The organism is Streptomyces sp. NPDC006923, from assembly GCF_040635655.1.
Classification (GTDB): domain Bacteria; phylum Actinomycetota; class Actinomycetes; order Streptomycetales; family Streptomycetaceae; genus Streptomyces.
In genome coordinates, this window is sequence record NZ_JBEYIF010000019.1 from 15341 (window position 1) to 35882 (window position 20542).

At 67.4% G+C, this 20542-nt stretch carries 11 protein-coding genes and 3 pseudogenes; 8 read left to right on the forward strand and 6 right to left on the reverse strand.

What is annotated here, in order from left to right; translation table 11 throughout:
* Positions 1-489 precede the first annotated feature (489 nt).
* Positions 490-8292, reverse strand: a complete 7803-nt coding sequence (locus ABZ707_RS28590) for a ricin-type beta-trefoil lectin domain protein (RefSeq protein ID WP_360180358.1) — start codon at positions 8290-8292, stop codon at positions 490-492.
* A 489-nt stretch (positions 8293-8781) separates the two neighbouring features.
* Here ABZ707_RS28590 and ABZ707_RS28595 point away from each other — a divergent pair, with 489 nt between their 5' ends.
* The 6 genes and pseudogenes from ABZ707_RS28595 to ABZ707_RS28620 all read left to right on the forward strand — a co-directional run bounded on the left by ABZ707_RS28595 (position 8782) and on the right by ABZ707_RS28620 (position 16228).
* A complete protein-coding gene (locus tag ABZ707_RS28595) occupies positions 8782-11967 on the forward strand; it encodes an FG-GAP-like repeat-containing protein (RefSeq protein ID WP_360180360.1) in 3186 nt (1061 codons plus the stop codon).
* A gap of 379 nt (positions 11968-12346) precedes the next feature.
* Positions 12347-12703, forward strand: a complete 357-nt coding sequence (locus ABZ707_RS28600) for a DUF2637 domain-containing protein (protein ID WP_360180362.1) — start codon at positions 12347-12349, stop codon at positions 12701-12703.
* Between the two features lie 164 nt (positions 12704-12867).
* Entirely contained in the window at positions 12868-13104 is a 237-nt protein-coding gene (locus ABZ707_RS28605; RefSeq protein WP_360180364.1) for a hypothetical protein, read from the forward strand.
* 149 nt (positions 13105-13253) lie between these two features.
* Positions 13254-14699: pseudogene (locus ABZ707_RS28610) on the forward strand (replication initiator).
* Positions 14699-14923 carry a helix-turn-helix domain-containing protein gene (locus ABZ707_RS28615; protein ID WP_360180366.1) on the forward strand — a complete coding sequence of 75 codons (225 nt, stop codon included), beginning with the start codon at positions 14699-14701 and terminating at the stop codon, positions 14921-14923. The pseudogene ABZ707_RS28610 and the gene ABZ707_RS28615 overlap by 1 nt, the downstream one beginning before the upstream one ends.
* A pseudogene (locus tag ABZ707_RS28620) lies at positions 14923-16228 on the forward strand (site-specific integrase). The gene ABZ707_RS28615 and the pseudogene ABZ707_RS28620 overlap by 1 nt, the downstream one beginning before the upstream one ends.
* A gap of 95 nt (positions 16229-16323) precedes the next feature.
* Here the strand turns inward: ABZ707_RS28620 and ABZ707_RS28625 are convergent.
* The 4 genes and pseudogenes from ABZ707_RS28625 to ABZ707_RS28640 form a co-directional block, all read right to left on the reverse strand.
* Entirely contained in the window at positions 16324-16614 is a 291-nt protein-coding gene (locus ABZ707_RS28625) for a barstar family protein (protein WP_360180368.1), read from the reverse strand.
* 4 nt (positions 16615-16618) lie between these two features.
* On the reverse strand, positions 16619-17032 hold the full coding sequence (locus ABZ707_RS28630) for a ribonuclease domain-containing protein (RefSeq protein ID WP_360180370.1): 414 nt from the start codon (positions 17030-17032) through the stop codon (positions 16619-16621).
* A 171-nt stretch (positions 17033-17203) separates the two neighbouring features.
* Positions 17204-17425 (reverse strand): annotated as a pseudogene (locus ABZ707_RS28635) (helix-turn-helix transcriptional regulator); the annotation flags it as partial.
* Complete coding sequence (locus tag ABZ707_RS28640; RefSeq protein ID WP_360180372.1) at positions 17332-17751, reverse strand: hypothetical protein; 420 nt, start codon at positions 17749-17751, stop codon at positions 17332-17334. The gene ABZ707_RS28640 and the pseudogene ABZ707_RS28635, both read right to left, overlap by 94 nt.
* 253 nt (positions 17752-18004) lie before the next feature.
* On the opposite strand from ABZ707_RS28640, the gene ABZ707_RS28645 reads away from it, so the two are divergent.
* Together ABZ707_RS28645 and ABZ707_RS28650 are read left to right on the forward strand one after the other, a co-directional pair.
* Positions 18005-19081, forward strand: coding sequence for a hypothetical protein (locus tag ABZ707_RS28645; RefSeq protein WP_360180374.1), 1077 nt, complete (start codon positions 18005-18007; stop codon positions 19079-19081).
* Positions 19078-19806: an SDR family oxidoreductase gene (locus ABZ707_RS28650; RefSeq protein ID WP_360180376.1), complete on the forward strand. Its 729-nt coding sequence runs from the start codon at positions 19078-19080 to the stop codon at positions 19804-19806. The genes ABZ707_RS28645 and ABZ707_RS28650 overlap by 4 nt, the downstream gene beginning before the upstream one ends.
* Positions 19807-20153: 347 nt before the next feature.
* On the opposite strand, the gene ABZ707_RS28655 is transcribed toward ABZ707_RS28650, so the two are convergent.
* Entirely contained in the window at positions 20154-20540 is a 387-nt protein-coding gene (locus tag ABZ707_RS28655; RefSeq protein ID WP_360180378.1) for a DUF5958 family protein, read from the reverse strand.
* Positions 20541-20542: the final 2 nt, after the last annotated feature.

Sequence of the window (20542 nt, forward strand, 5' to 3'; positions counted from 1 at the left end):
TAAAGACTCCGGCGGGGCCGCCTTCAGGTTTGAACGCTGGCGCCAAACTTGGTTGACTTAGTAAGGTACAAGGATGACACAACGGTTTGCCGATATCTTGCAGGGCCTCATGGACAACCGCGGACTATCACCCCGGGCTGTTAGCCGCGCATCGGCACGGGCTGAATCGACCGTTCTGCAATTGCTCCATGGGAGCGTTCCACCGTCACCGGAAATAATGAAAGATATCGCGCCAGTATTGCAGATCTCCGAAGCCGATTTGCTCGTAATTGCTGGCCTTGCGTCAACGCCAACCGCCAGCACCCCCAGGCCCTACCGCAATTCGACCGAGATCGGCGAGCTAGTTTCGATTGCGAGCTCGCTATCGGATGGACGATTTCGGCGATTGATCGACGTTGCCCGCAACCTGAAGTCGGAAGATCATAACTAACCCACAAGTCCACCCCCCGCCCGTCCACTTGGACGGGCGGGGGGTGGACTTGTGAGAACTCAACCGAAGTTGAAGGGATCCCACCTCGCTCCACCCACGTTAAAGCCATTTCTGTTCAGAGCATCTCGCGCCACCGACTCCATCCCAGATCCATTCGGCCTATAGTGGCCGGAGAAGTTACCGAATTCTGTGATGGATCCGTTTGATACGTCAAACGTGCCGGCCATGGTCACAGGCCTACCTCCAGAGAGGCTTGTATGCCCCGCCCATATGCCCTCATCGAAGACGCTCTCGTGAAACGTTCTCACTGAACCACCCGGCATCACGACGTAATGGTAATTGCCGTCTTGCAGATTTCCTCCCCTAGTCACCACTGCACTCTCGGGGAGGGGGGCCTGCGGGGTGGCGTCCGTGCCAGGGCGTCCCGCAACGTACATCCTGCTCTGAACAGTGCTTGGACTGCAATTGTGCACAAGCACCGGAGTTTTACCCGCCAGCACATAGTACGTGTGGAGGTCACTGACGGTGAGGTTGTGGACCGTTTCGTCCGGGGCCGTCCAGTGTTCGACCGCTGTGATCTGGACGAGGGTGCCGGCGCCGGTGCGGAGCCACTGGCCTGGGCGGAGGTCGGTGGCGTCGATCCATTCGGCGAGTTCGGGGACCCAGAAGGGGTGGCCGTCCGTCGCCGTTACCCCGGCTGTTGCGGTGCCCTTCTCGCCGTCGGTGTCGATGACGACCTTGACCAGGTGCTTCAGACCCTGGCCCTTGATCTCCGCGGTGACCGTCTCAACGCGGGTCTCGCCCGTTCCCGGGTCGGTCGCGACGACCTTGTCGCCCGGCTTGACCTGGTCGATCGGCTTCGTGGTGCCATCGGCCATCAGGACCTTCGTGCCCGCCACGAAACTGTTGTCGGGCGCCTCGCAGGAACCACCCCCGCCCGCCTTGCCCGAACCGCCGCTCCCGCTGGAACCGCCCCCACTGGTGCGGGCCGTACCGCCCGAAGTACCGCCCGGCTTGGCACCACCGGCCTTGGAGGCGCCCCCGCCTCCACCGGACGCCTTCTGCAGGGAAACCTTCGGAGCAGCCTTCGCCTGGGCCTGTTTCTGGACCGCGTTACCGGTCTTCTTGGCCTGCGCCGCGGCCCGGTCAGCGATCCTCTTCGCCTGTTCCGCCGCCTTCTTCTTCGCCCTCTGAGCGGCTTCCCTCTTCGCCTTCTCGATCGCCGCCTTCTTGGCCCGAAGCGCCGCCGCCTCCGCCGCCTTCGCCGACTTCAGAACCAGCTCCGCCGCCTTCTTGGCCACACGGAAGGACTGAATGGCACTGATGGTGCGGTCGACCGCCCTCAGCACCGAAGGAATCTTGCCCAGCTTGCTCCAGGGAATCGCCCCGACGATCAGGCTGCCGCACGACCACATGTCCCCGCCGAAGCAGGACAACGCGTCGTTGATACCGATGAAGTCCTTCAGGGTCTCCCACGCCACCGCGAGGATCACCGAGGTGAGGGACTTACCGCTCATCGCCTGGGCCTGGGAGACCTGGGCCGCCGAAAGACCCGCACCGGCCAGGGCCGCCGCACGCTCCGACGCCGTCAGGGAAATCGCCAGACCCGTCGGATCGGACATCGTGACAGGGTTGTTGTGCGCGTAGGCATAACCATTGGACTGAAGGACATCGTTCAAGTCCAGAACCGGATCCGCCGACAAGAAGCGGCCCACCAACGGGTCGTAGAGCCGTGCTCCCAGAGGCTGGAAGCCTGAGGAGTCGTCGCGTGTGGCGCCCAGGAAACCTGTGTGTGACTGGAAGTTGACGCCGACCGCGCTCGTGCCGCGCTGGTTGCCGAACGGATCCTGCTTGCGGATGCGGACCGAGTTTGTGCTGTTCAGTGCGACTTCGGCGTAGGTGCTGCCCTGATGGTCACCCGCGAGCGCCACCAGTTGCTCGTCGTTGCCCTGCCCGTATCCGTAACGCATGACTGCGCCACCGGGTGCGGAGTACGTGCGTTGCGTACTGATCAGCGCGCCGCCCCGCGCGGTGGTGACCTCGGTGTCGCCGAGGGAGAGCGTGGCCTGCTTGCCCTTGATGGTGAGCAGTCGGGAGCCGTCGGGGCCGTAGATGTACCGGGTGTCGTTCTGCGGCAGCCACTGCTGTTCGGCCTTGCCGGTGGCGCAGGCGGCCAGGACGACAGGGGTCGAGTTCGCCGAGCCGGCGTCCTTGACCACCAGGCACAGACCCGACGTGACATGGGTGAGCTGGCCGGACGCCGTCCGCTTCAGCTCCTGCGCCGCACTGCCGTCGCACTTCTGGAGCTGCGCCGGCGACCCGGCCGTGTTACCGGCCGGCTGGAGGCACCAGTCGTCATAGACACCGAGCGTGCCCCGGTCCGGGTCGTTCTGGGCGGTCCCCGGAGTGGGAGTGAACCGCCAGGTCTGGCCCGGGGTCGCGTTGCAGGCGTAGAGGTGGATGACCTGCGCGGCGACCGGCAGGCCGCCCTTCAGGTCCAGGCACTTGTCCGCCAGGCCGACGTACGGGGTCTTGCCGCCCGTGCCCTGGCCGGTGATGCGCTCGACCTGACCGTCGTAGGTCCAGGACAGTTCCTGCTTGTCGCCGTTCTCGGACGAGGTGATGGACTTGGTCTCGCCCGTGAGCTCGTACAGGCGCTCCGCCTCGGCCTTGACCTGGGCGCCCGCCGGGGTGGTGTAGGTCTTCGAGACCTTGGTCAGGGTGTGCGGCTGGGTGCCGCCCTCCTTGCCGTACGCGTACGAGGTGACCGCGTCCTTCGCCGTCGCGCCGGTCAGGTCCTTCTCGGTCAGCTTCTTGCGGTTGCCGACCAGGTCGTACTCGTACTCCTGCCAGTAGCCGGAGTTGTCCTTGCCCGCCGCCACGTTCAGCGATCCGTCGCTGTTCTTCGGGGCGGTGCAGGCGGTCTGCTCCTTGGCCGTCCAGGCCGTCGTGAGCTGGCCGAGCGGGTCGTAGGAGAAGCACTGGCGCTCGGCGATGCCGGTGGAGTGCTCGCGGATCGAGGTGACATTGCCGGACGGGTCGTAGGTGTACGCCCGCTTGGAGACGAGGTTGCCGGTGACGACGCTCTGGTCGCCGGTCTGCTCGCGGTAGACCGACTGCTCGGTCAGTTCACCGCCGGACTCGTCGTACGTCGCCTGCGTCCACACCCGGTACGGCTGCGCGCCGAGAGTGGAGCGCAGGACCTGGCCGTACGCGTCGTAAATCGTCTCGGACCCGTACCAGTCCTTGCCGGAGATGGAGAGCGGCTTGCCGTCCTCGTTGTAGCGGACGACGAGCTTCTCGGAGTCGAAGCGGCCGGCCTTCGGCAGCGTCGCTTCCTGGAGCATGCCGGTGTCGGTGTAGGAGTAGCCGTAGGTGTACGACGTGTCCAGGCCCCAGTCGGTCTTCAGCGAGTCCGGGAGGGTGAGGGTGGTCGAGGTCGGCTGGTAGTCCTTGGTGTAGCCGTCGACCTTCTGGGTGTACGCCTCGCCGTCCGTGTAGCGGGTCGCGGTGTACGGCATGCCCTTGCCGCCGGGCGCGCTGTCGTAGGCGAAGGCGGCCAGCAGCTTTCCGTCCGAGCCGTCGAGACGCTGCTCGGTGGGCCGGGACAGCAGGTCGTAGTTGTTCCAGACGGTGACGTTCCGGGCGTTCTTGGTGGTCCGGACGCGGTCACGGGCGTCGTACGTGGTCCTCGTGGTGCCCGTGTCCGGGTCGGTCGCGGTGAGCTGGCGTCCGCGGTGGTCGTACGTCCAGCTCCACGGGTGCTGGGGCTGGGCCGAACTGGTCGCCCTTTCCATGCGGCCGTGCTTGTCGTACGCGTACCGCGTCGAGGTGAAGCCGTCCGGGGCCTGCGGGTTGAAGGTGTCGACGCGGGAGGTGCGGCCGAGGGCGTCGGTGTAGACGCGGTAGTCGGAGGTGCCGGCCGGATTGACGACCTTCGACCAGTCCTGGCCGTACTCGTAGCGGGTGGCCCGCTCCTGGACCGGCTGTGAGGTGGCCTCGCCGGTCAGCGGGTCCGGGACCTTGAGGACCGGGGTCTCGGCCAGGACCCGGCCGAGGCCGTCGTACGTGTAGCGCGTGATGTTGGGTACGGCGGTGTCGGCGAGCGGGGTGAACAGCTCACCGAGCTTCGCCTCGTGGGTGAGGTAGGCGTTGTTGGTCTGCCAGACCTCACCCGAGGAGTTGTAGAGGGTGTCGGTGATCAGATGACCGCCGCCGTCGGCCTCCTCCTGTGTCTGCCGCTCGCGGCCGAGACCGTCGTAGAGGGTGACAGACGTCTCGATCCGGTCCTCGTGACCGCGGGCGTAGGTGGTGACGTACGGGGGCTTGCGGTCGGGGTTGTTCTCGTCGTAGAGCGGGATGGTGTAGGTCGCGCGGAAGTCCGGGACGGGCGAGGAGGACGGGGTACGCCCCGCTCCCCACGCCTCGGACATGCGGCCCAGCGGGTCGTACTTCGCCTCGCTGACCTGGCCGTTGGCGTCCGTGGTCCGGAGTGTCGTCGAGCGGCCCGGCTCCAGTTCCTGAATCTGGGAGTGCCCCGCCGCGTTGGTCTCTGTGACCGTGAAGACCTGCCCGGTGGGCGGGTCGTAGGTGATCGTGCCGAGGTTGCCGTCCGGGTCGTACTGCTTGATGACGCGACCGACCTCGTCGAACTCGCTGCGGCCGTCGGTCTGGAAGCCGGTGCCCTCGCCGTTCAGGGACCACGTCTGGGTGGCCTCGCCGAGGGCGCCGGCGGCGAGGGCGGTGCCGTAGCCCTGGCTGTCGTAGGCGGTGCGCGTCGCGCCGCTCAGCGTGGACAGGTCGGCGAAGTCGGCGGCGGCGCAGGTGGTCGGGGAGACCAGGACCTGTTTGGTGAGGCCGATGAGGTTCCTGGCGTCCTGGTGGAGGTACTCCAGCCTGGTGCAGGACTCGTCGCCGCTCTTGCCGGTGTCGCCGAGGGACTCGACCTGGGTGGGCAGTCCGTACGTCGTCTCGTAGGCCGTCTTGCTCCTGACGACCCGCTCGGTGCGGGTGTCGTCGCCGGTGCCGGAGGAACGTGTGTACGCGACCTCCTCGGGCTCGGTGACCCGCCAGGCACGCAGCGGGCTCAGGCCGTCGTCGCGGTCGCGCTTGGCCAGTTCGGTGGCTTCGGGGACGGTGACACTGCGCGAGAGCCAGTCGGTGTCCGCGTCGGAGGCGCTGGCATACGACAGTTCCTCGGCGATTCGGCCGGCGAAGGGCTCCCGGTCCTTGGCGATCTCGGCGCCGGTGATGTCGTTGACCGGGACCGTGTCACCCATGCCGCGGAAGTAGCGGGTGACGGACTTGGATTTCTTGCTGCCGATCGACGTCTCGTCCGCGCCCGTGATGACGGTGGTCTGCTCGAAGCCCGCGAACTGGGAGTACGTGCGGGTGGACTTCTTGGTGAACTCGGCCTCGGCCAGCTTCCAGCCCGCGTTCTTGTAGCCGTACGCCGTCTGCGTCGCGAACGCGCCGTCGACGTTGGGCAGTTCCTCAATGGTGTCCACCACGTACTTGTGGAACCAGTCGATGTCCTCGACCTCGGGGTCGGGGTTCCAGTACGACGGGTAGCACAGCCGGTCGTTGGCCTTCAGCGCCGCGGTGTCCTTCTTGCCGGGCAGACCGGTGCCCGAGGCGCACGCCCCTTCGGGCCGCTTGTACGTGACGACGGTCTCGCCGCCGTACTCGTTGATGACGCGCGCGATCCGCAGCCGGGAGAAGCCGGGACGCGCGTCGTTCTTCACGCGGTTCGGCATGTCCTCGGCGTTGGACTCGAAGCGCACCGGGTTCAGGGGGATGCTGTCGTCGGTCGAGCCCTTCCGGGCGTAGCCCGTGCGTTGGATCGACTCCAGCCACAGGGCCGTGTTGGCACCGGTCTTCAGGACCGGGAAGCTCTGCCGCAGGGTGTACTTGTCGACCACCTGGCGGGCGTCGGTGGTGGTGAGGCGCTGGGACGAGGTGGTGATGGTGGTCAGCCGCTTGCGGGTCCAGAACGACGGTCCGGCGTTCCAGCACTTCTTGCCCGCCTGGCAGCGCAGGTCGGCCGGGGTGTCGTACCAGATGCGGTACTTGCCCGGGTCCTTGTCGGCGAAGTTGTCGTCCGAGCAGGTCAGCGCGCCCTCGGCGAGGCAGCGCTCGGCGACCGTGAAGCCGACGCGTGCCGTGGCCGGGGAGGTGAAGACACTGCCCTTGACGTTGCGTTGGCCGTAGTCGATGTGGCCGAGCCAGCCGCCGCGGTCGTAGCGGACGGGGGCCTTGAAGTTGAAGTTGCGGGCGTAGTAGTTCTCTTCCTTGTTCCACCACAGGGACATCGCGTTGCCGTGGACGTCCTCGACGTAGTCGAGGTTCCAGCGCCATGCCTGGGTGCACCAGGAGCCGGCCCAGTCACCCGCCTTGTAGCAGTCCTCGCCGGAGTGGTTGCCGTACACCGGCACGGTCAGCACCGAGTCGGTGACCGGCTGGCCGGACGACCAGCCCGGGAGCTTGTGCTTGCCGAAGTGGTACCTGACGCCGTCCCGGGTGGTGACGCGCCAGTACTCGCCGTCCTTGGCGCCGTTGCCGGTGCTGTCGTCCTTGATCTGCTCGATCTTGGCGCCGTCGCCGTTGGCGGTGGTCCACTTGCCGTCGTCCCACACCAGCTCGGTGGTCGTGCCGCCGAGGGAGAGGGTGGCGTTGTTCGAGCCCCAGCACAGGTCCGCGGTGCGGTGGGTGGCGTTGTTCGAGCCGGACTTCTTGGAGTCCTCACGGCACGACGCGTACGTACGGGTGATCGAACCCGGGTTGTAGTCCCAGCCGTCGCCGATCCAGGAAGCCTGGTTGTTGGCCGCTGAGGTGCGGCCGTCCACCGACTGGGAGGAGTAACTGAGGTTGACCTTCGGCGTCAGACCGCCCGCGGACTCCGGGACCTGCGCCTGGTAGCCGTAAGTGAAGGCGCCGGAGGACGAACCCGCCGACCAGGCACCCGAGGAGAGCAGCGGGGTGGCGGTGTAGTCGCCGGAGGCGGAGGAGCCGGTGTCGAGGGCGCCGACCACCTGGGGGCCGGAGGCGTCGACGGCCGGGAGGACGGAGGTGGCGGTGGACGCCTTACGGGCGGAAGCACCGGAGGCGGACGCGCCCGCGTCACCGGACAGCAGTTCGGCGACCGGCACCGAGCCCGAGAGGACCTTGCGGGTCGGCGACTTCTTGGCGGCGGCGGTACGGGTCGGCGCCTCGGCGGCCGGGACCACCTCGACCGAGCTGCTCAGCCGCTCGGGCTTCTCCTCGGCCTTGCCGGACATGGTCGTGGTGCCCTCGGCGGCGCAGTCGCCGGTGTCGGGGGCGTCCAGGACGCAGTCGGGCAGCAGCATCAGTCCGAAGCGGTCGGCGGCCTGGGGCCCGTAGAGGTCGGCGAAGGCCGTGGTGTCGACGGCGAGCGCGACCTGGGCGGCCGGATCGGCGGAGGCGGGCGGGGTGACCCGCATGATCATTCCGGAGACGCCGGCGTCCTGGGACGTGGCCGGCGGCGCCAGGTCGACCTTCCAGTCGCCCGCGAGAGCGGCCGGGTCGGTGCCTTCGGGCACGCCGACCGCGATCGGCAGGTCGTCGACCGGGACGGTGGAGCCGGGCGCGGTGTCCTTCGTCAGCGTCGCGACGCCGCTGTCCTCCGTCCACGGCGTGACGGCGGTCGGCGTGTACGGGTCGACCGGGACCTCGGGCGCGGTGGTGAGGCTCTTGTCGGCCTCCTCGTCACCGTCGACCGAGGTGTTCTCCGGCAGTTCGGGCAGCTCGACCGACCGGCTCATGCCGGGACCGGGCACCGCGAACGCGCTGCCGCCCAGGCAGGTGACGGTCAGCGTCATGGACAGCAGGAGGACGGTCGCCATGCGGGCATGCCGCCGGCGCCGTCGTTGTGATTCCGTCCTGACCAGGCCTCTTCGACCCAGCCAGGACAGTGGACCTTGAACACGCATACGCGACGACCCCACCCAGGCGATGCAAAAAACAACAGAGGCGGTCCGCACCTTCTGTCATGAGCGCCGCAGGTTTCAAGGGCATTGTGTGAAGCACGGACCACGCTCTGTGATGCCACTCACGGGAGAATCACGGCCACATCACCTCTCGACGGTCCAATGGTTCATACCAACCGAGAATCATCACTAGCGCCACACATCCACCGACCAAGATCACCGGAATCCGACATTTGCGATGGACGGCCAAGAGCACACCAAGCCTCCGTCACAGATTCATAAATTCTTTACCTATGGACACACTGTGTGAGTCGTGTGATCGTTTCCGCGCCCGTGCCTTCATCCGCCTGGTTCACCCGGGAGTAGACCGCCGTGTCCGCGCCGCCCCGCCTTCTCAGCCCCTTCGTGCGCACACGCACCCGGCTGACACTCAGTCTCGGCCTGGTTCTGGCCGCCCTGACCGCTGCCCTGCTGCCCTGGTGGCAGGCCGACGAGCCGTCACCACCCCAAGCCCGCAAGGCACATGACCTCCGCAGGACGGCGACTGCTCCCCGCGACGAGGCCGCCGCGGCGGCCGACGCCCGGCGCACCGGCAAGGCGGTCGTCGTCGACACGGCCACCACCGCCACCGCCATGACCTGGGTCCAGCCGGACGGCCAACTGCGCACGCAGATGGCCGCACTCCCCCGGCGCGCGAAGAACGCAGAGGGGCGGTGGGCGCCGATCGACAACCGCCTGCGCCGCACCGCCGGCGCCACCGACGGCCTGGGGATCCGCCCGGTCAACCCGGCCGTACCGGTGCGGTTCGCCGACGGAACGTCCACCGCCGGAAAGACGCGCGCGAACCGGTCGTACGTCAGAGCGCTCTTGACCGACGATCAGATCCCGCCCGGGGATACGGTGTTGGCGGAGACGGTCGTCCATGGCCACGTCATCTCGTACACCTGGCAGGGCGAGTTGCCCGAGCCGGTGCTCGACGGACCGCGCGCCCTCTACTCCGAGGCGATGCCGGGCGTCGACCTGCTGCTGGTCGCGCGGGAGGAAGGCGGTTTCGCCCAACTGCTCATCGTCAAGGACCGTGAGGCCGCCCGGAACCCGGCGCTGGTGAAGATGTCATACGGACTGCGGTCCTCGACGGCCGTCTTCCGGTACGACACGACGGCAAGCCGGATCCTGGTGCTGGACCCCGACGGCAAGGAGATCGGGTCCGTGCCGACGCCGTTCGCCTGGGATTCCAGCGGGCGTGACCCTGAGGCGCCCGAAGAAGCGCCCGAGGAGACCGACGAGGGGACGAACGGGGAAACGGAGGCGGGCACGAACGAGCCGCGTACCTCGGTCGCCGCCCCGGAAGACGTACTGAAGCTGTCCGGACTGACCGGAATCGAGCCGGGGTCCCGGCAGGCTCCGGCCCCGATGGAACTGGCCGGAGACGGTACGGGGACGGCGCGGATCGACGTGAAGGTCGGCGAGACCGGACTGCTCAGCGATCCTGAGGCCCAATTCCCGGTGTTCGTCGACCCGACGCTCAACGCGGGCTGGCAGGCCTGGACCGTGGCCTACAAGCCGTACCCGAACACCAGCTTCTGGAACGGCACCAACTTCAGCTCGGGCACGTCCGACGCACGAGTGGGCCACGAGAACGAGACCGGCGGCACCGCCCGCTCCTACTGGCGGATGAAGTACAGCACCACGCTGAAGGGCGCGACGGTCACCTCGGCCGCGTTCAAGGTGCTCAACAACCACTCCTGGTCCTGCGCCGAACGGGAGTTCCAGTTCGGGCTGACCGGTGCGATCTCCTCGGGCACGACATGGAACAAGAAGCCGGGCTGGACGGGCACGGTCCTGAAGCAGTCGTTCGCGCACGGCTGGTCGTCCAGCGACTGCCCCGACGCCTACGAGTCGTTCGACGTGAAGTCGGGCGCGCAGAAGGGCGCGGACAGCGGCTGGTCCACCATCACCTTCGGGATGCAGGCCTCCAACGAGGGCGACACCCAGACCTGGCGGAAGTTCAAGGCGACCTCGGCGGAGCTGACCGTCGTCTACAACCGCAAGCCGGCCGTGCCCAGCAGCGTCACCTCCACCCCCGGCAGCACCTGCAAGACCACCACGGGCGGCGCGACGGTCGGCAAGAGCAACCTGGTCCTGTCGGCGAAGTCCACCGACCCCGACGGCAACCTCAAGGGGCTGCGCTTCCGGTTCTGGAAGTCGGGCGCCAGCACCCCGGCCGGCACGCTCGTCACCAGTCTGTCCAGCGGTAAGGGCACACTGACCATCCCGTCGAGCACCCTGGTGGACAAGGGCGTGTACTCCTGGGACGTACGCGCGGAGGACTCCGGCGGCCTGGTCTCCGCGTACTACCCCACCAGCGGAAACAGGTGCACCGTCACAGTCGACGGCTCCGCCCCGCCCCCGCCGACCGTCGAGAGCGATGCCTTCCCCGAAGCCACCGACGACGGCCTGACCTGGGCGACCGTCAGGTTCCCCGGCACCGGAGCCGTCACCTTCACCTCTCCGGACTCAGTGAAGTTCCAGTACGGCATCGACGGCCAGGGCTGGACCGATGTGACGGCGACCAAGGGCACCGCCACCATTCCCGCCCTGAAGCCCCCGCACTCGGGCCCCAACTCGCTCCAGGTGCAGGCTTACGACACGAACGGGAACAAGAGCGCCGTCACCAACTACACCTTCTACGTCCAGCCCGGCGACAAGGGCGACAGCCCCGGTGACACGGGCGGCGACGGCATCCCCGACATCCTCCAGGTCAATGGCGACGGCGACCTGTACAACTGCGTCGGGCTGCCCGGCGGCTCGCTGAACGACTGCCTGGGCGCCTCGTACACCTCGGACAAGCAGTTGCACCCGGCCAAGCACTGGTACAACCCCTCCACCGGCGAGGCCGCGCTGATCACCCATTACGGGGACGCGTATCCCGGTGACGGCATCACCGACCTCTTCGCCGTCACGCCGGACGGCACCTTCTGGCTCTACCCCGGCGACGGCTACGGCAGCTTCGACATCGGCAAACGGATCAGAATCCTGCTCCCCGCCGACGCCCCGGCCCCCGCCAACTGGACCCAGATCAAGGCGGTCGGTGACATCGACGGCGACGGCCTGCCCGATCTCGCCCTGCGGGCCGGCCCGGCTTTCTGGGTCCTGTCCGGCTACACCGGCGCCACGTTCCGGACGGCCACGCTGATGAACGTCGACGCGTGGGCCCGCCGCGACATCGTCAACGTCGCCGACATCAACGGCGACAGCGTGCCCGACCTGCTGTGGCGCAACCTGGACAACGGCAACATGTACGTCCGCCACGGCAAACCCGGCAAGGCCGGCGGCGTCGACCTCGAATCGCTCAAGCTGGCCGGGAACTCCGCCAACGGGGACGTCTCCTACGGAACGAACTGGACCGAGGTGAACATCTCGACGGCTCTCGGTATCCCCGACGTCAACAACGACGGCATCCCCGACATCTGGGCTCGTTCGGGCACCGACGGTCAGATGCGGATCTACTACCCGTCGAAAACCAACACGGAGGCGCCGGTCAAGGTAGCCCTGGCCAAGGACTGGAGATCGATGAAGGCGCTCGGCTGACACCGGCGCGGGCAGGGGTGGGGCTTTGGCGGCAGGCCGCAGTTTCTAGGGGTTTGTTCCAACACGTGGTCGGTCTGATCAGGCCGCGAGTAGCTTATGCAGGCGCTCGGCTGGGGTTTCCCAGTCGAGCGTTTTGCGTGGGCGGCTGTTGAGTTCTGCGGTGACGGTGCTACACCCGCATCCGCACCCCCTACGTCTCCGACACCGACGCGTCCCGCCTCGCCGAGGACACTTCCCATCTGACCGCCGATCCCGGCCTGTGCCTGGGTGCTCTCCTCGCCTCGACCAGCCGCACGATCCTCGATGACGAGCCGGACGACGCCATTGCATCGCTCGCCAAGTAGCCCCAAAAGCCCATGCCAGGAGGGAGGTTGAGCATATGGCGGAGGAACGGTTCACCCGGCGCACCGTGACCGTGGTGATGGCCGTAATCGCGGCCCTGGCCTTCGTCTTCTCTTTCGGCAACGTCTGGGCGCTCGCCCTGCGGCTCGGCGTTCCCCGCCCGATCGCGCCGCTGATCGCTCCCATGGTTGACCTGTCCGTCGTCGGGCTCCTGGTCGCGCTGCGGTTCCTGGCCCTGCGCGGCGTCCCCAAGCGTGAGCTGAGGGCCGGCACCCGGCTGCTGCACCTGTGCGGCCTGCTCACCCTCGCGCTGAACACCGCTGAACCGCTGCTGGCCGGACGCTACGGACGGGCCTGCCTGGACACCGTCGCTCCGCTCCTGCTGCTCGGCTGAGGCCACGTCGGCCCCGCCTTCCTCGCCCAGTTCCACACCCACCCCACCCCGCACCTGGAAGCCGTCCCGCTCACGCCCACCCCTGTACCGGTCTCCCCAATGCGGTGCCCCCGATCCCCGAATCGGCCCCGCCCGTCGCGCCCACCCTTGCACCTGCTCGGGCCGTGGCTGAGGAACCCAACCCCGCTCCCACCTCGACTCCGGCCGCCACGCTGGTCACCGTCACCAAGACGGCCACGACCACCTCCCGCCCGGCTCTGCCTACTGCTCTGCTGGATGCGGCCCGGCGTATCGCGGACACCCACCGCGCCGAGCACGGAACACCGATCACCGCCGCCCACCTGGGCACGCGCATGGGCGTCGCCCTGCCGGTGGCCACCGCCGCACTCGCTCAACTCTGAGCACCGGGCCACCCCGGCCGCATCGCTCTCGCTGAACCCACGCCCGCCCCTGGGCCTAGTTCGTCATGCCCCGAGCAGCACCAACACGCCTTCCAGTTCGGCTGGTTACTGCTCGGGGCCACCCGCCCGACAGAAGGGACATGCCCCGAATGGTCACCCTGGACCTGCGCCGGGTGGCAAGCCCCGCCGTACGGGACCTGCTCCACCTCGTCAACCACCCCGACTTCGACCGCGCACAGCAGCAGATCGAACACCTCGGCGGCTGCACCGAACCCGTCCGCCTCACCGGCCACACCACCACCGTCGACACCGCAACAGGTGAGGTGCTGCGCTCCTACACCACATCCGAGGAACCCACGGGCAGTCTGCTCACCACGTGCGGCAACCGCCGCGCCTCCCGCTGCCCGGCCTGCTCCCGCCTCTACGCCGCCGACACCTACCACCTCATCTGCGCCGGCCTCTCCGGCGGCAAGACCGTGCCAGACACCGTCCGCACCCACCCCCGCGTCTTCGCCACCCTCACCCTGCTATCCTCCGGCCCCGTCCACAACCGCCCCACCACCCCCGGCGGCGACATCCGGCCCTGCCGCTGCCACAAGCTCCACGAACCCACAGACGCCCTGATCGGGACGCCGCTGAACCCCGCGACCGACGGCTACGAAGGCGCGGTCTTGTTCAACGCCTACGCCTCCGCGCTGTGGGCCCGCTTCACCACCTATCTGCGCCGCGAGATCGCCGCCCAGCTCGGCATGGCCCAGAAGGCCGCCCACGCGATCCTGCGGATCTCCTTCACCAAAGTCGCCGAGTACCAGCAGCGCGGCCTGGTCCACTTCCACGCCGTCTTCCGACTCGACGGCCCGGACGGCAACAACCAGCCCGCGCCGCCATACGCCACCGTCACCGTGCTCACCGACGCCGTCCGTGCAGCCGCCGCGCGGGTCCGCGTCACGGTTGAGTCGGACGCGGTCGGGGACCGCGAACTCGCCTGGGGCGAACAGCTCGACGTACGCGAGATAGCCGCCTTCGGCACCGACACCGAACTCACCGACCAGGCCGTGGCCCGCCTACCTGGCCAAGTACGCCACCAAATCCGCCGACGCCTCCGGCACCCTCGACCACGCCCTGTACTGCCGCCCCTGCCAGGGACGCGGAGCCACCCTCCTACCCCACGGAACCCCACTCCCCTGCACCGCCTGCGACAGCACCGGGCAGGCCCGCCCGCTGCCCCGCCTCGCCGTCGCCCGCCACGTGCGCCAGATGATCCGCACCTGCTGGGAACTGGGAAACGCCCGGAGTTCGCCGACCTCAAACTCTGGAAGTGGGCACACATGCTCGGTTTATGCGGCCACTTCTCCACCAAGTCCAGCTTCTACTCCACCACCCTCGGCGCGCTGCGCGCCGCCCGCCGAGCCTGGCGTACCGAACAGGTGCGCGCCCACGCCGGCCTGCCCGAGTCCGACCCGACGACAACGCTCACCGTTGGCCACTGGGACTACCTCGGCTCGGGCTACAGCCCCGGCGCCGCACTCCTCGGCGCCCACGTGTGGCACAGCCAGGAACTGGAACGGCAGTTCTCGGCCGAAGGGGGCTCTTGATGGCCTCACCCCCGCTCGCCGTCCTCCACGCGGAGGCTGCCCCGGTGCTGGATCTGCTCACAGTGCCCCAGGTGATGGCCCACCTCCAGCTCGGCCGTTCCGCCGTCTACGACCTGCTCCGCACCGGCCAGCTCGCCTCGATCACCCTCGGCCGCGCCCGCCGCATCCCCACCTCAGCGCTCACCGACTTCATCCGCACCCGCCTCGACCAGGAAGCCGCCTGATGACCACACCCCGCGACACCCTTGCCTCCCGCCGGACCCGTGCCAACGGCGACGGAACCGTCTACCAGCGAAAGGACGGCCGCTGGGAAGCCGCCGGATACGTCCTCGCCCCCGACAACAACCGCAAACGCAGCCGCGTCTACTGCACAACACGGGCGGAGGCACTCACCAAACTCACCGAGAAGATCGCCGCCAGCAACCGCGGCCTCCCGCCCCCTCCGCGCAGGGCGGCCTGGCCGCGTACCTGACGTACTGGCTGGAGAACGTCGCCGTCCACCAGCTCCGCGAGACCACCCACACCCGCTACACCGCCGTCGCCCACCAGTACCTGATACCGGGCCTGGGCCGGAAGAAGCTCGCGAAGCTCACCGCGAAAGACGTGCGCACCTGGCTCAACGAGCTGCGGACCGTATGCCAATGCTGCGCACGCGGCCTCGACACCGCCCGCGACCAGCCCCAGTGCTGCGCCGTCAGTAAGTGCTGCTCCAAGCGGCTCTCCCCGCTGACACTGGCCTACGTCCACTCCGTGCTCAAGTCGGCCCTGGAGCACGCAGTTCGCGAAGAAGAGATTCCGCGCAACGTCGCCCGCAACGTCCGCATAGGCACCCCAAGGCCCCGCCGCTTCGAACCCCTCACAACCGAGGAGGCCCTCGCGTTCCTCACCGCTACGAACGGCCACCGGCTGAGCGCGCTATTCGGATTCGCCCTGCGCACCGGACTGCGCAAGGGCGAACTCCTCGGCCTGCGCTGGGAAGACCTGGACCTGGCCGGCGCAACCGCCAGCATCCGACGCACCCTTCAGCGCACGAATTCCAGTGGCCTGACCGCCCTACCGACCAAGACCCAAAGCTCGGAGCGGCGCATCGCCCTGCCCACCGAGTGCCTGCAATCCCTCGAACAGCACCGCGACCGGCAGCGCCAGGAGCGCGAAGCGGCGGGGCAGACTGGAAAGCAAGCGGCTATGTCTTCACTCGGCTCGACGGCAGCCCGATCGAGGGAGCAACCGTCACGCGGCACTTCAACACCCTGCTCCGCCAGGCCGCCCTCCGCCGCATCCGCTTCCACGACCTCCGACACACGGCAGCGACCCTCCTCCTGGAACAGGGCGTCGACCTCGTCGTCATCAAGGAACTCCTCGGACACGCCCACATCGGCGTCACCGCCACGGTGTACGCCCACGTCCGACTCCGCCTCCAGCACGACGCCATCAACCTCCTGAGCCGCGCCCTACGCGACCCCTCGGGGGCCGCCGATGGCCCTGACGACCGCGACGAACCGCCGCTTTGTGCAGTATCCGTCCGCTGACGTTGCCGTCAACTACTGCCGTCAAGAAGTCAAGAAGCCCCGCCGGAGCAGCATCCTCCAGCGGGGCTTCTTCGAATTCACGACCCGGCTATGCACTATTCAAAGCGCACCGTGAATCTTTCATCTAGCCCGAAAGATTCATCTTGATCCATAACCCTGATCAACACCGAAGAAAACCTCTCAAATACTTCGATACCCAAGGCGGCCTTGCTGGCCTCAGAGTGTTCCCAGATGAGCTCAACGGGACGCTCCACATCGGCGGAGAGACGATCCCACAAGGCATCGAGATTCCTCCCGTAGTATGGGCCGAAATCCAGTTTCCGCGACAGGGCATCATGGATGTCCGACTCGGATCTGATTTGCGACCCGTCGATGGTGACCCGCATTCTCCTACTTCCAGTTCGGCAGCTGATAGGCGGTCTCGTAGTGGTCAGATGTGACGTACGCTAGACCGTCATCCGAATAGAGAAGACGCCAGCCGGGTTGCTTCGCCCTTGACATCATGGGGTTGAGACCCAAGTCCGCTTCTTGCCAGGTGCGACCCGGAGCCCTGGGAACAACGCCCTTCGAATTCTCAAACACATCGCCACCTATCTGCCCACCAGGAATGCTGTTGCCTAGCGCCTTTCCAGGCTTCCAGCCCGCCGCCTCAGCCTGGGCCTTGGTCACATAGTTGGACGGAAGCTCACCCGTTTGCTGGAGGCTCTCAATCAGCGGATTTGCAGCCTCTCCGGTAGCAAGATTGTTCCCCAACTGAATGCATGTCGAGTTATGAACCAGGACCGGCGTATTTCCCGCCAGCACATAGTACGTGTGGGGGCGGGGTCGCCGTCATCTGCAACTTTGCTGGTCAGGCTCCGATTTGACAGCTATTCCACGTCCGTGCATGTGCGCTGAAGTCTGCCGGTGTTGCCGTCACTACTGCCGTCGACGGTCTAGACCGCTCAGGGGATCCTCGGGATTTCGAAGTCCATGTCAAGCGGCTTCGTCGTGCGGAGTGAGACTAATGGTCAAATCGGCGCCAAGGGCTCGGGCCAGGCGGCGCAACAGCGGAAGGGTGGGCACCGTGCCGCCGGCTTCGAAGCGGGAGATCTGCGGCTGTTTCATACCGCACCGCTCAGCCAGCTCGGCCTGGGACAGCCCGAGCTCGGTGCGCCGGTCGTCTGCCGCACCTGCATCGCCCACTCCCGCATCGAGGAGTGCTCAGGCTGCGGAGCCCGCCGAGAGCCGGCCAGCCGTGACGACCACGGCCGACCACTGTGTCCGAACTGCCTGGTCAACGCCCCGGCGAATCTGGAGACCTGCATCAACTGCGGCAGACGAAAGGTCGTCAGCACCCGCACGCCGGACGGCCCGCTCTGCTCGAACTGCCCCTCCCTGCCCACCGCGGCTTGCAGCATCTGCGGCGAGGAGAAGCCCTGCGGCACCTCCCGCATCACGGGCCAACCGTGGTGCCCGGACTGCCAGCGCCGCTCAGCACCGTGCTCGGCCTGCGGAAGCATCGCGGCGGTCGTCGCTGGCACGCTCGACCAGCCCCTTTGCGCAAACTGCACCGCCCCTGAGGTCTGGCACACCTGCCCCACCTGCAGCGATCCCGACTATCCGCACCCCGGTCAGTGCGTTCGCTGTCTCATCAACCAGCGTCTCAACGAGCTGCTGCGCCCTCCGTCTGATGCCCTCCATCCCGGTCTCGAAGCCCTCCGGCACAACATCGCCACCACCGACCACCCCACCACCGCCAGGCGGTGGCTGAACAAGCCGTCCGTCTCCCCGGTTTTGGCCGACCTCGCGGCCGGTCGACGGGCCCTGACTCACGAAGCCCTCGACGAACTGCCCGACAGCGCGCCCCTCACCCACCTCCGCCAAGTCCTGGTCGGTGTCGGTGCCCTGCCCGAGCGGGACGAGTACATGGTCCGCCTCGAACGCTTCCTCACCGGCCTTCTCGCCTCCCAGCAGGACCCCGGCCAGCGCAAAGTCCTCCACCGGTACGCGATGTGGCACTTGGTCCGGCGGCTTCGCCGACGCAACAACGGCCGTCCTCTTACCCCGCAGCAGTTCATATCCGCGCGTCAACGCACCCACGCGGCCGTCGCTTTCCTGAACTGGCTGACCGCCCACGACCTCACCCTGGACACCTGTCGGCAGGCCGACCTCGACCGGTGGCTCACCGACGACTCCGCCACCTACCACCAGACGGCCGGGCACTTCATCCGCTGGGCTCGCACCAACAAGCTCTCTACCGTCCATCTCCCCGCTATCCGCTGGAACGGCCCCACCCAGCCACTCGATGACGAGCATCGCTGGGAGGTCGCCCGCCGGCTCTTGCACGACGTCACCCTCAAGCCCGAAGACCGCCTCGCAGGACTCCTTCTCCTCCTCTATGCCCAACGGCCCTCGGCAATCCACCGGTTGACCATCGAAGACGTCGAGGTCGGCGCCCAGGAAGTACGGCTTCACCTCGGCAATGCTCCTGTCCAGTTGCCCGAGCCCGTCGCCGCACTGGCCCGTGCGGTCGCCACGAACCGCAAGGGCCACGCGACCATCGGTGCCTTGGCCCCGTCTCCATGGCTCTTCCCCGGCGGCCAGCCCGGACGCCCGATCAGCACCACCCAGCTGACACAGCGGCTGAACCAGATCGGCATTCGCCCCAACCAGGCCCGCAGCACCGCTCTCTTCCAACTCGCCACCGAAATCCCCGCCGCGATCCTCGCCCGCACCCTGGGCATCCACACCGACGTCGCCGTCGCCTGGCAGCGCCTCTCCGCGGGCGACTGGGCCACCTACGCCGCCGAGGTCAGCCGCCGCACTTCACCGCACCAACGGCCGGTCCACGAACAAGGAGCAAAATCATGAGATTCGACAACCACCGCGTCGTCATCACTGCTGCCGGCCGCGACTTCGGGCGAACTCTGGCAATCCGGCTCGCAGACCTCGGCGCCGAGGTCTTCCTGTCCGCACGCAGCCTCGCTGCCGCTGAGCGTGTCCGCGACGAGATCCGAGACCGAGGCCATCAGCGGGTCCACGCCTATGCCTGCAACCTGACGGATCCCGCCTCAATCAGCGACTTCGCTTCCAGCGTCACCCAGCACACCGACCACGTCGACATCCTGATCAACAACGGCTCGCGCTACCTCGAAGGGCAGGACCTCCAGTCAGCTTCCGACGCCGATGTCGTCGACACCATCGCATCCGGCGCCACGGGCACGGTCCTGACCGTGAAGAACTTCCTCCCGCTCCTGCTCAACTCGGACAAGCCGGATGTGGTGACGATGATCTCCGCATGCGGAACGGCCGGACATCACCGCTCGGACGCACACGACGCCTTCTACGCAGCCAAGCGCGCACAGGCCGGATTCACCGAGATCCTCTCCAAGCGCCCACGGCCCCAGGGAGTCCGAGTGATATCGCTCTACCCGCCAGACTTCGACAACACCGACCCGCTCTCCGAGGAGTGGAAGTCCACTCCTCGGGAGGCCAAAGATGCCCTCACCGCCCAGTCGCTCGCGGAGTGCATCCTCTTCGCAGTCGCCCAGCCCCGTGACTGCTTCATCAAGGCATTCCACTTCGAACAGGTCTGAGCGCTCGCATACTCAAGCAAGGCTGACGTCGGCTCTCGGGCCGCACACAGGAGGCTCCGGATCGGAGGCATTCGGACAGTTCCGATACCCGACGTCACCATTACACGTCCGACTCCGCCTCCAACGCCAAGCCATCGACACCCTCGGCAACGCCCTGAACGGCACCGAGGAGCCTCCCAATGATCCACCTGCCGCCGTGCTCGTCCGCTGACGTTGCCGTCACCGTTGCCGTCAAATGCCCAGGAGCCCCTGCCGAGTAACGACTCGGTAGGGGCTCCCAATGTGCGTCCAAGCGAGCTCAGAACTCTCCGGCAACTCCCTTTACGCCGCACCGGGGACGCCTGCGCCTACGACAGGTTGTGCCAGGCGTGGCTACAAGTTCCCTGGCACTCCGTTTCCCTTCGTCGCGCGTCAGCCACGGAGAACGTCGAGACCAGTACACGAAAGGCCTTCACGTTCTCAGAGTCCGGAAGATTGATGATTTTCGCCATCCTGTCGGGAAGCGGCTCTCGAACGATCATCACGGCCGGATTGGCTGTGGGTTTCACTCCTGATCTCGCAAGCCCTTTACGGCCGTCTTCAACGGTCGCGTGAGCTTGCATTGAGTAATTGACCACCTCGCGAAGCACGGCCTTCTGCTGGGCGGACTCAAGAGCGGAGAACCACCTAACCCCCTCTTCTAGCTGGACTAGGCCCTGAGCGATTTCATTAATAATCCGCTCCGATTCTTTCATCC

Coding starts and splice junctions, on each gene's coding strand:
- ABZ707_RS28600 (WP_360180362.1), top strand. CDS start 12,347: ATGGCGGAGGAACGGTTCACCCGGCGCACCGTGACCGTGGTGATGGCC.
- ABZ707_RS28590 (WP_360180358.1), bottom strand. CDS start 8,292: ATGGCGACCGTCCTCCTGCTGTCCATGACGCTGACCGTCACCTGCCTG.
- ABZ707_RS28615 (WP_360180366.1), top strand. CDS start 14,699: ATGGCCTCACCCCCGCTCGCCGTCCTCCACGCGGAGGCTGCCCCGGTG.
- ABZ707_RS28650 (WP_360180376.1), top strand. CDS start 19,078: ATGAGATTCGACAACCACCGCGTCGTCATCACTGCTGCCGGCCGCGAC.
- ABZ707_RS28655 (WP_360180378.1), bottom strand. CDS start 20,540: ATGAAAGAATCGGAGCGGATTATTAATGAAATCGCTCAGGGCCTAGTC.
- ABZ707_RS28625 (WP_360180368.1), bottom strand. CDS start 16,614: ATGCGGGTCACCATCGACGGGTCGCAAATCAGATCCGAGTCGGACATC.